This window comes from Streptomyces sp. CC53 (assembly GCF_001865245.1).
Classification (GTDB): domain Bacteria; phylum Actinomycetota; class Actinomycetes; order Streptomycetales; family Streptomycetaceae; genus Streptomyces.
In genome coordinates, this window is sequence record NZ_MKXB01000019.1 from 1 (window position 1) to 10,376 (window position 10,376).

The window sequence follows — 10,376 nt, forward strand, 5'->3', positions numbered from 1 at the left end:
TAACGCTCGGAGGGGGGTTTGTTGGTGTGCCGGGTCGTTGGTGGCCTGGGGTGTTGTGGGTTTATTGAGGGGCGGAGTTGGCGGTTCGGCGGGGGTGGCCGGGGTGTGTGGGCTGGGGTTATGCGTTCTGTGCTGAGCGGGGCGGGGTGTGTTGTAGGTAGTTCTAGCGTGTAAAGGCCCGGCTGGTGTTTGTGCTGGTCAGAGCTGTTCTGTCTGCCTGGCAGGTGGGCCTATCGGCCTTGGCGGGGGCGGTGGTGGGTTTCGGCGAGGTGGTCGAGGCGGATGGCTTCGAGTGATCGTTTGGTGATGCGTTCGGTGCCGTCGTGGATGGCGGTGATGGCTGCTTGGCGGATGAGTCGGGTGAGGGATCCGATGCGGCCGGCGGTGCGCTGGTGGAGGTAAGCCGCGTGGCGGGGGAGCGTGCCGCGTTTGTGGTGTTCGAGGTCGAGTGCGTTTTCGATGTCGGTGATGACGTCGCGGAATGGGTGACGGGTGCCGTGGCGAGCGGGGAGGGGACCGCAGTCGACGAGGGTGGCGCGTCCGGCGAGTTGGGCGCCTCTGACGCCGGTGAAGAGGGGTGTGTCGGTGACGTTGATGCCGGCGTAGACGAACGTGGCGGGCAGACGTTCGCTGAGGTCTTTGATCAGGTCTGCGGTTTGGGCGCCTGTGGTGGTGCGGGGGTTGAGACGGTGGATCTCGTCGATGAGAACGAGCTGTACACCGGCTTGGGTGTAGGTGTGGCAGACGGCGTCGGTGATCTGGGTCTGGGTCATGCGGGCTGTGACGGGGATGCCGAGGTAGCGGGCGAACTCGGTGACGAGGGTTTTCGCGGTCGCGCCGGGCGGGACCAGGACATACGCGACGGGTACCACTGCGTGCGCTGATCCGGGCGGTGCGGGGTTCTTGCGGATGTGGGCGAGGTGGCAGGTGCGGCCGACGTTGAGGAGCGCGGTCGTTTTCCCTGCTGCGGCGGGTCCGGTGACGATCAGCGAGGGCCGGGCGGTGGTCTGCTGGTGGCGGCCGAGGGTCATCAGGGTGCGGACCTGGGTGGCTAGGGTGTGGATGGCGGGGGTGCGGATGGTGACGAACGCGGAGTGGTAGGCCAGGCGTTCCTCTGTGCTGCGGGGCGGGTCGCCAGGGCGGGGAGGGGTGGGCGGGTCGGTGGTGGCGAAGCGGTGCCAGCCCTGCCAGGTGGTCAGGGGCCAGGACAGCTCGGCCTCGCCGCTGTCGCCGGTGCCGCCTTGTGCGCTGCCCGCGCTTGCCTGGCTCGGGTTCACCATGTGGCGGCTTCCTCGTGCGCGTTGTAGAGCCCGAATCCGGCGGCCGAGGCGGGGCTGACGTCGTCGTCGGGCAGGTCGTCGAGGTCGTCGATGCTGTCGTCGTTGCCTTCGTCGCCTTGCTGCGCAGGGCTGTCGGCGGCTGCTTCGGTGCCGTGGTTCCCATCGCCGGCTGTGGGGAGCGGGATGTGAGCGGTGCGGGCCATGAGGTCCTGCTCCGCTTTGGTGGCGTGGCCGCTGTGGACGCGGCGCATGAGCTGGTCGAGGGCGTCGGCGAGGCTGGCTTCGTACTGCTCGGCGTAACCGTGGTTGCCGTCAACGGCCTGGGTGCGGATGTGCTGCCAGGTCCGTTCGTCGAAGGGCCGGTGGACGTGGTCGCGGTGGATCCACGGAATCTCGGTAAGTTCACCGTCGGGAAGCCGGACCCAGATCTGGCGCACATCGTGGGGGTTGTAGTGGATCTCCCATTTCCCGCCTCTGCCGGCGACAGGGGAGGCCTGGCCGCGGTGCGGGGCGAGGAGATCCGCGTCGTAGGTGCGGTGGTGGATGGTGATGCCGGCGGGGGTGATGGCCTGCCAGCGCACGGGCAGCAGTTCGAGGTAGTCGCGCCCGGTCATTGGGACGGGGACGTGTCCGGCGACGGCGACGAGCGCGGCCCACATCTCATTCGGGGTGAGCGCCTTCCTGGGCATCATCGGGTGGCGCAGGCCTTCGTGGGGCCGGTGGTGGTAGTGCACCAGCCACTCGTCGAGGAGGTCCTGCATTTGGGCGACGCTGTAGCAGGCGTCTTTCTCGGTGTCGGGGCCGCGGCGGGTGACGTCGGAGCCGGTGTAGCCGGGCAGGTGCTGGCAGAACAGGGCGTTGATGGACCCGAAGGTCCGCTCGACGATGCCCTTCGCGGTGGGGGCGCGGGGCGGGGCGGGCTGGACGCTGATGCCGAGGGTCTCGCAGGCGGCGGTGAACGCGGCGGAGACGAAGACCTTGCCCCGGTCGACGACGATCGTCTCGGGCAACACGACCGGCCGGGCCGCCGCACCGGCCAGGCGCTCGTCCAGCGTGGCCAGCCGCTGGTGGGGGAGCGTGCGGGCGTGGACCATGCGCAGGATGTCCGGCCAGGGCGGCCTGGCCGGGTGCGGGACGGCCATCTCCGCCAGCAGCAGGGCCGCGTCGACGGCCTTGGTCGCGCTCGGGCACAGCACGGCGGCCAGGATGGAGCGGGTGGCGACGTCGACGGCGATAGTCAGCTCGGGCCGGGCCAGGCGCCCGTCGTCGAAGAGGGCCAGGACATCCAGGCGGGTGGTGTCGATCTGGACCTGCTCGCCCGGCCGCAGCGCCATGGCGGGGGTGAAAGCCCGCCCCTCGACGCTCGCGGGCACCTGCCGCACCGGACCACTGGGCAGTTCACCGGGGCGGGCGAGGGAGGTGACGAGACGGTACAGCGTGGCCTGCGACGGCACGGGCACCGCACCGGAACCGTGCCGCTCCTTGAGAATCTGGTTGATCAGCGGGAACAGGCCGCTGACAGTGCCCTTGGAACGCCCGCGCCGGCGGCGCAGCGCCTCGCGGACGGCGGCGACGACCCGCTCGTCAGCCCGCCCAGTGGGGCTGGAGGCGCGGGTGGTGCGGTGGTCCAGGAGCCCCCACAGGCCCTGTTTGCGGTAGGCCAGGCGCATGCGCTGCACCGTGGTACGCGACACCCGCCCGAACCCCAGGGCGGTCAGCTCCTCAGCCTTGGCCTGCTCCCGCTCGGCCAGCGTGTGCCGTGCGGGGTCGTACTGCTCCCGCACCACTCCACCGCTGCCAGGCCCGTCGGCAAGGCCGCATTCGACCTCCCTCACGTGCCGCTGCCAGGCCAGGGCCTTCTCCCGCGCCGCGGCGGGCGCGGTCTCGAACAGCCCCCACTGCGGGGCCGCCTGCGGCACGTCGGCCCCGATGACGCTGAAGCCGGGATCGGCGAACAGGTACCCGGCGAGCACCGCCTCGCCACCGCCGTCCGGGCCGACGAGGTGAACGGTCTGCCCGGACAGGGCGACCACCTGCCACTTCACGCCGCGGAAACGGACATGCGCCCCGACCTTCACCGCCGGCCGCGCATTGCGCCGCGCGCTCACTTGGCACCTTCCGTCTCGCCTGGACCGTTCCAGTCCCTGGGGCCGACAAGGACGCACTCGTGCAGCGGCGCCTCCAGGTCCGTTGTGAGCTGTCCGTGCCACAGGGCGTGGAAGACGACGGGAAGCACCTCGATCGGGTCACCGACAGCTTCGGCTCCCGCGAGCAGCGGCCGCGGCCGCGTGAACGCCTCCAGAACAGCGGACATCAGGCCCAGACGGCCGACGTTGCGGGGATGGCGGTAGCCGGCCAGCCACTTCAGATTGGCGGCCAGCACATCGTCGAGCGGCGCGAGGCGCCGGTAGGTCCAGCCGATCTCCTGACACGCCTCGCCCATCGCTTCGGCAGCCTTCACAGCGCGTTCGCCGCCGGCTTCCGGGTGGCTGGGGCAGTCGGCCAGCAGACCCGTGCCGTCGCGGTACCGGGCGAACAGCTGCGGCACCCAAGCACGCTCCCGTCCCCGTCCATCACGCCACAGCAGCCGCACGGGCCGCCCCGCCAGGCCTGTCACGTCAGGGTCGCGGTCCAGGACCATCAGCTGGGCACGCATCGCGTTCGACCCCGCGGCCACGTGCCGCCCGGTGGTCGCCGACCACCACAGCCCCGGACCCCAGCGCCGCCCCGGGACCACCGGGAACGCCGACACCGGCGGCAAGTCCTCGAACGCCACGGTCATGGCAGCATCCGCCCACCGCTGCTGCACCGCCTGCCCCACCGGATCGAGGAACACCGCCTCGAACCCGCTCCCTCGATCCACGGCCACTCGCCCTGCCCGGCCCCCGGGCCGGGTCGCCCCTGTGCTGATCACCTGCGTCAGCCAAGCCCCTCCCGCCGGCAGACGACGCCGCTTTCGGGATTTCTGCCACAAACGAGTGCCCTATCAGCTAACAGCCGACACCCCGCCCCGTCGTTCTCCGCCGCCGTCTTCCTGCCCGCCTGCCGTCAGCATGCCCCTGAGGACCTCGGCGGGCATGTCCGCCCACCGGGCCACCTCCTCCAATGGCACTCCACCGTTCACCGCCGCCACCGCGGTCCGCTTCCAGGCCGCCTCGATCAGACCGGCACTGTGCCCGAGACCGCGCAGCAGCTGCCGGGAGACCTCGGCGGTCGGCCCGCTCTGCACGCCGCGCAGCTGAAGCAACTGTTCCTCGGCACTGTCGATGAGGCTGCCGATCCGCGCCCGCTGCTCGGGCGGCACCACCGCCCGCCACATCGTCCCCGAGCCCGGCGCCCGTTTCTCTTTGCCGAGCACCCGCAACTGCCCGGCCATGGTCACCGGCTGATGCTCCTGGCGCACCCACCAGGGATCGTCCGCGTACCCCGGCGGGCCGCCGGCTCCGCGGCGTCGGCGGATGACGCTGCCCATCCAGGCGATCAGCGGACCGCCGTGATCCGTCGCCGCCAACGGCCCCAGCCACGCGCGCCCGACACGCTCCCCGAGCCGACGGCAGAACATCCCGTCGGCGGCCAGCGCCCGCGGCCGCCCCGCACCACTGTCCACCCACACCAACTCCGCCATCGCCGGGTCCAGCAGAGCGTCCGCGACCGTCACCACTTCGGGGAAGACGACCGCGTCCCGCCCGACGATCCGCCACCACGCCAGATCACCACCTGCATTCCCGCCCGCGACCTGATGCAGCCGCCGCGGCCAGATCGTCTCCCGCTCCCAGTGCAAGGCCTGATCCCACCACCGTGCCACCACCGCCCACGCCAGAGTGAACACCCGCTCCGGCTCGGCCCCAGCCCGCACGGCCCGCCGCGCCACCCCCGCCCAGCGCCGCTGCGCCCACACCATCTCCGGCAGCTGCCGCACGTCCAGGCACTCGTGGGGCTGGTCGGCGTCCGCGTCCAAGAGCCACCGCCCGTGCCGTACGCACACCCGATCCCACCGCGGGGCGTACCGCATCGCCCGGAAAGCCGTTGCCGTGCGCCGGGCCGCGCACAGCCGGCAGCCGTACGCCACCGGCCCGGCAACAACGCCGCCAATCCGCCACGCCGCCGCTGGCACTCCACCTCCCTCGGCCGGCAGCTTGCCGTCCTGCCGCGCCCAGGAGGGCAACGCACGCGCCAGCACGTCTGCCTCGACGCCGCACAGTTCTGCCAGGAGATGCCGCCCGGTTGCGTTCAGCAGCACCTCGGCGTCAGCCCGCCAGGCGCCGCCTTCGTGCTTGGGCTGATGGTTGTGCCAGTGCCAGCAGGACCGCAAAGCCTTCGCCTCCATTCCGTAGCGGCTCGCGATGCGGGAGATCAGCGACGAGGTCGTCTCCCCCTGCAGGGGAGCGGTCCGCAGGAGGCCAGGGTGATGGATCACTCCCCCACAGTGCCGTGTTCGCGGTCCCGGGCGGGCACGTTCGCAACGGATGCCTAGGAGATCAAGCGAACCGGATCAGGAAGCCTGAACGACGTCGTGGCGGAGATCCCCGCCACCGCACTCGGCACGGGACCCCCATGTCCAGGGCCCTACAACGCTGCGAGTGGTCACTAGACAGTTCGCGGTGCCCCACGAAATCCGCTGACACCCCTCGCTCGGTTCCCTGTATGACTAGCGCGAACAGCCACAGGGGAGGACAGCCGGTGGGTAAAGCGTCGTCGGGAAAACGCGCGGCCAAGGCAGGCGGTACCCGGGATCACACAGTGCCGCAGATGTACCCGCAGCACGATCCCTGGAAGCATTGGAAGCCGAACAGCCCAAGTCAGCCCAAGCCTTGGGAGGGTCAGACACATTCCGCTCCGCAGTACATCTTGCAGTACGCCGCTTTTCCGCCCAGCCTGAACATCGAACGTCGCTGGACCGTGGAGCATCCACCGCCTCGCTCCCCAGACGTGGCGCATGCCTGACCCGCGAGCCAACCATCTGGCCCGAGCAGTTTGGCGCGCCTGAGCGACTGCCGGGGGAGGGGGTAGAAGGTGTACGTGCTGCGCGCTAGCCTCCCGGCATGGATCCTCGCGCGCCCTTCCACCCGGGCGATGGCCGTCAGCGCTATGCGGGCCCTGCCGTCGTCGTCATGCCTGACGGTCGCGAAGTCGCGGTCACCGCGTCCCTTGTTCTGCGTTACGACCCTCGCCGGAGCGACAACCGGGAGTCGGACCGGGACAGTACCTGGGCTGGCAGTAGCACACTGGCAGATCCGGAAAGCCGCGTTGACCTCTTCGACGCGGACCCTGGAATGCTGCGCTTGCCCGATGGGCGTGAGAGCGAGTTCATGGCGACAAGCGGCCACACTGAAGTCGGCGTTGCAGGGCTTGGTCCAGCGCCCTTCGCGTCGCAGTGAAGTCTGTTCTCCACGGGAGCGGGGGCCGCACAGCGTGCAACACCAGAGGCGCAGCAGAGTCCGCGTTACACCTCTGACCTGCCAGCACATCGATCGAACCATGGCCACAGCGCCGGGCCACGGGCCTCAAGAAGCCCATGGCTCGGTCACAGTGCAAGACGGCGATCAGAGGGCGCCCGGGGCGGCCTGGGGGATCGTCACCGGCTTCGCCCAGTCCATGCCCAGCTTCGCGAGGGCGGCGAGCTGGTCGGCGTCCAGCCGGTCCCTTCTGGATTTCGTGTTCGAAATCCATACGCCCAGCTTGACGGTCATCGGCTCCGTCTCGCCGTCGCCCTCGATCTCCACGACCGCGCCGCGCGGTACGGGCCGGTGGGCGCCTTCCCGCTCCACCCACTGCGCCAGGGCTGCCAGGCCACGCTGGAACGCCTGCTGTGCCTTGCTCGGGCCCTTCGCCGTACGGGGCGCCGCCGGGGCGGGAGACGGGGCCTGGGCGGGCTGCACGCCCAGCTTGGTCAGCCGTTCCTGCTGCTCTGTCGACAGCTGCGCCCAGGTGCCCGGGTTCTTCTGCCGCTCCAGCCACCGCCCGATGTCATCGCCTTCGAACAGCACCCCCGGTTCGATGGCTGGCAGGACGCCGTCGGCGTCGACCAGGTCCGCCAGGACGCGGTAGTGCCGCTGCCAGTCCAGCGGCCAGGGGCAGTTCCAGTCCTCGTCGACCGCGGCCAGCTGCTGCGCGCGTACGGCGGCCCGTTCCGGATCCTTGCTCAGACCGCCCTTCCGGCGCAGGTTCGCCATGTGCTGCCCGATGGGCACCATCGCTTCGCCCTCGCCCCACACGGCGTCCTGCCGGGGCGCGAGGTGCCCGGTGGCCCGCCGGTAGGAGCGGAGCGCGGCGAGCTTGTTCTCCCATGCCTCCTCGCCCGGCTCCCAGACCATCCCGGCCTCCGGGGCGTCCAGGAGCGTCTTGCGCCGGTCCTCCAGATCCCCGGCCCGCTGCGCCTTCCGCTGCTGATGCACCCAACGGCCAAGCGGAAACGACTTCGTCGCCCCGACCTCGACCTCGACGTCATACGGAACGGCGTAGACGCCGGTGATCTCGTTCTCCTTCCGCCACCGGAGCAGGGCCTGGTAGCCCTCCAGCCAGACCAGGGATTCCGGCCGGTAGACCCGGGTGCGCAGGAACGCCGCGATGGTCGCGGCGTCGCGCGGGCTGGAGAAGTGGAGCAGGGCGGCTTCGGCGGCGGCCTGCGTGTCGTCGTCCTCCTGGTCCTCGCCCTCGCCGCCGGCCCCGACGATCCGCCCGTCCTCGTCGCGCCGGACGTGGACCTTGCGCTTGCCGCTCGTGAGCGCCCGGGAAGCGAGCTGCTCGACCAGGCGCTCATCGTGGCTGCGCAGCCCCTGGAGCACGGCCACGAGCGGCTTGAAGCTCGCGGAGGCGACCATGTCGGTCGGGTCCTCGTTCGGCTCCAGGAACACGGGCACGATGATCCTGGCCACCTTGATGCTGCCGTCCTTGTTGAGGCGGAGCGCCCGGCCGATGTTCTGCACGATCTCGACCTGGGAGCCGCGGGTGTCGGCGAAGCAGATCGAGTCGACTCCCCGCTCGCCGGTGATGTCGACGCCTTCCCCGAGCACGCGAACGCTGGCGAGGAAGGCCCGGTGGACCCGCCGGTTGTTCGCGTCGATGCCGTTGGCGAACTGGCGCAGGACTTCGCGCCGCTCGGACACGAGGTGGTCGCCGCACAGCCACGCCGACCACACGCGGTCCGGCGGTACGTGGCGGCCGGCCTCGAGTTCGTAGAACTCCGCGTCGATCGACGACTTCGGCAGCTTGTCGGCGGCCGCCAGGTCCTCATCGGAGGCGTCGTTGACGTACAGCGCGGCAGCTGTCTGCGGCAGCTTCTCCGCGAACGCGGCGGCCTCCTCGACCTTCTGGTGGAACGTCATGACCGTACGCAGGTTGTACGCCGCCGCGTGCTCCAGGAGCGCCGTCTGCAAGAGCGCCAGGCGCCGGCCCCGTCGCGCCTCCTCCGACTCCCCGAGAACGGGGGAGGGGTCGCGGATCTCCAGGACGTCGATCTCAAATCCCGCAAGGATTTCGCGCTCGATCGCCTCGCTCAGACCGAGCTCTGCGATCCACTTGCCGTAGGTCCCGTCCGGGTCATCCGACATCGTCGCCAGCTCCACCTCCTGGCCGTCCGCGCCCTTCTGCGGCCGGGGCGCGGCGAGGATGCGCGGGGTCGCGGTGAGGTAGAGCCGGAAGTCCGCCGGGATCCGGGCGTTGTCGTGGATCGCCGCCCACGGACGGCCAAGATCACCAGCGGTTCCGTGGGCCTCATCCACGATCGCGAGGTCGAAGCCGTCCATGTGCTGGCCGTAGAGCCGCTCCCCGCCCGCCAGCGCGGCCTCCAGCGGCCCGCGAACCTTCCGCTGCCCCTCGGGAGCGTCCACGTCCTCACGGTCCACGAGAGAGGCGTACGTGGCGAACACGACGACCGGCCCGTGCCCGGCCCACAGGGCGAGCTGAATGGGGTTGGTGGTGGTCCGTACCCCGAGCGCGCCCAGGACCGGGTCGTTCTCCAGCGAGCACACCGCGACCATCGGGGCCCGGTGGCCCACCGCCCGCCACGCCTGGGCGGTCTGCGCGAGCAGGTCCAGGGTCGGGACAGTCACGAGGATCCGGCCGTCCGAGAAGCTCTCCAGCGCGCACGCGGCGGCCGTGATCGTCTTGCCCGACCCGGTCGCTGACACGATCGTGCCCCGGGCACCCTGCGGGGGCACAGATGACCTTGCAGGGAATCCCACCCACCTACGAAACGCGGAGCGCTGATCTACCTGGTGTTCCTTGAGCTGGATCGCTGACATTTCCTTGCCTCCCCTATGCCTGAATTCCCGTGGTCTTTCAGATGGCCGCGTGCGGAATGCAGGCCGCGCCCGAGTCGTTCCAGATCTGCCCACCGGCCTTGTGCCAGCCGCCGGGCTTCCCGTCCTTGAAGGGCGGCACGTCGTCCGGGTCGTAGTGCCCGGCATCGAGCGTGCAGACCACGACGTCCCCGTCCGTGTTCCGCGTCCGCGCGGTGCACAGACCGCCGGCCTCGCCCAGCGCCTCCAGCACCCGGCGCCGCGCCGTGGTGTGCGGGTGCGTGCCCGGCAGTACGGACTCCCGGACGAACCTCTCCAACCGCACCAGGTCGGCCCGCTCACGCTGCCTCACGTCCGCGATATGTACGGCCAGCTCAGCGGCACCCGCCGACCGGCCACCGCGCCGGGACCACTCTCGATCCGCGATACCCACCAGGGCCTCGCTCACCGTCGCCACGCCCTCATCCCAGCCGTCCTCGAACACCTCACCCCGAGACGCCGGCGTCATCCCGCCCAGCTCCACCACCTCGCACTGCGCCCCGGCGACCGCCCCGGCCTCCAGCGCGGCCACCAGGTCGTCCGCCTCGCTCGCGGGCACTCCCTGCGCCTCCAGGAGGGCGAACAGCCTCAACCGGGCGTTGACGCCCGCCGTCTGGTACTGCGTCACCCGGCGCAGAGAATCGCTGCTCAGCGCGGGATCGGGTCCGGTAGATTCGGGGTGACCGGTCATCTGCGGTCGTTCCTCTCGGAATTCGGGGAGGTTCCCGGGCGGGTGTCCTGTGTTTCCGCCAACGGTACATGCTGCATCTACCGGATGCACGCGGTACACTGGAACCCACACGAACGAGCGACCCCC

6 protein-coding genes are annotated in these 10,376 nt (G+C 70.7%); all 6 read right to left on the reverse strand.

Annotated features, from left to right (window positions below; genetic code table 11):
* Positions 1-230: 230 nt before the first annotated feature.
* A complete protein-coding gene (locus BJP40_RS01565) occupies positions 231-1,199 on the reverse strand; it encodes an ATP-binding protein (RefSeq protein ID WP_071277940.1) in 969 nt (322 codons plus the stop codon).
* 74 nt (positions 1,200-1,273) lie between these two features.
* Positions 1,274-3,388: a Mu transposase C-terminal domain-containing protein gene (locus tag BJP40_RS01570; RefSeq protein ID WP_071277930.1), complete on the reverse strand. Its 2,115-nt coding sequence runs from the start codon at positions 3,386-3,388 to the stop codon at positions 1,274-1,276.
* The gene (locus tag BJP40_RS01575) at positions 3,385-4,149 is read right to left on the reverse strand and encodes a TnsA-like heteromeric transposase endonuclease subunit (protein WP_107416669.1); all 765 of its coding nucleotides are present in this window, start codon (positions 4,147-4,149) and stop codon (positions 3,385-3,387) included. Before BJP40_RS01575 ends, BJP40_RS01570 begins: the two co-directional genes overlap by 4 nt.
* Before the next feature lie 117 nt (positions 4,150-4,266).
* A complete protein-coding gene (locus BJP40_RS01580) occupies positions 4,267-5,697 on the reverse strand; it encodes a TniQ family protein (RefSeq protein WP_071277933.1) in 1,431 nt (476 codons plus the stop codon).
* Positions 5,698-6,823: 1,126 nt separating this feature from the next.
* Positions 6,824-9,523 (reverse strand): DEAD/DEAH box helicase, encoded by a 2,700-nt coding sequence (locus BJP40_RS01585; protein ID WP_079170838.1) that lies wholly within the window; start codon positions 9,521-9,523, stop codon positions 6,824-6,826.
* Between the two features lie 37 nt (positions 9,524-9,560).
* A complete protein-coding gene (locus BJP40_RS31240) occupies positions 9,561-10,250 on the reverse strand; it encodes a hypothetical protein (protein ID WP_079170839.1) in 690 nt (229 codons plus the stop codon).
* Positions 10,251-10,376 lie beyond the last annotated feature (126 nt).

What these genes read in the sequence shown, in the direction of transcription:
- BJP40_RS01585 (WP_079170838.1), bottom strand. Translation starts at nt 9,523, where the DNA reads ATGTCAGCGATCCAGCTCAAGGAACACCAGGTAGATCAGCGCTCCGCG.
- BJP40_RS31240 (WP_079170839.1), bottom strand. Translation starts at nt 10,250, where the DNA reads ATGACCGGTCACCCCGAATCTACCGGACCCGATCCCGCGCTGAGCAGC.